General features: G+C 72.8%; 1 protein-coding gene. It reads left to right on the top strand.

What is annotated here, in order from left to right; all coding sequences use genetic code 11:
• A partial coding sequence (locus ACX9I7_RS32685) for a polyketide synthase dehydratase domain-containing protein (protein WP_459389411.1) occupies window positions 1-679 on the top strand: 679 nt, incomplete at both ends.

Raw genomic sequence — 679 nt, 5'->3', positions numbered from 1 at the left:
AGTCCCTGACCGACCCGGCCACCCTCGTCCCCGCGCTCCGCAGGAACCGGGACGAGGAGACGGCGATCGTCAGCGCGCTCGCCGAACTCCACGTCCACGGTGGGAAGGTGGACTGGACGTCCTTCTTCGCCGGGACGGGCGCGCGGCGCGTGGACCTGCCGACGTACGCGTTCCAGCACCAGCGGTTCTGGCCCACGGGCACGGCCGTACGCGCCGGGGACGTCCGGTTCGCGGGCCTCGGCTCCGCCGAGCACCCGCTGCTGGGCGCGGCGGTGGAACTGGTCAACACCGATGGCTTCCTCTTCACGGGCAGGCTGTCCGTCCAGTCCCACCCCTGGCTGGCGGATCACGCCGTCATGGGTTCGGTGCTGGTGCCGGGTACGGCGCTGGTGGAGCTGGCGCTGCGAGCGGGCGATGAGGCCGGTTGCGGCCTGCTGGAGGAGCTGACGCTGGCCGCGCCGCTCGTCCTGCCCGAGCAGGGCAGTGTCCAGGTGCAGGTCTGGGTCGGTGAGCCCGACGAGGCGGGCCGACGCGCGGTGACGATCCACTCCCGTACGGGAGAGGAGCCGTGGACGCTGCATGCCAGCGGTTTCCTCACCACGAGCACCGCGCAGACGCAGGAATTCGATGCCGCGGCATGGCCGCCGGCCGGAGCGGAAGCGGTCGACGTGGCGGGCGC

It is taken from the genome of Streptomyces sp. L500 (assembly GCF_054551825.1).
Note: the sequence above shows the minus strand (reverse complement) of the source record. Positions and strands in the feature narration are given on the sequence as shown.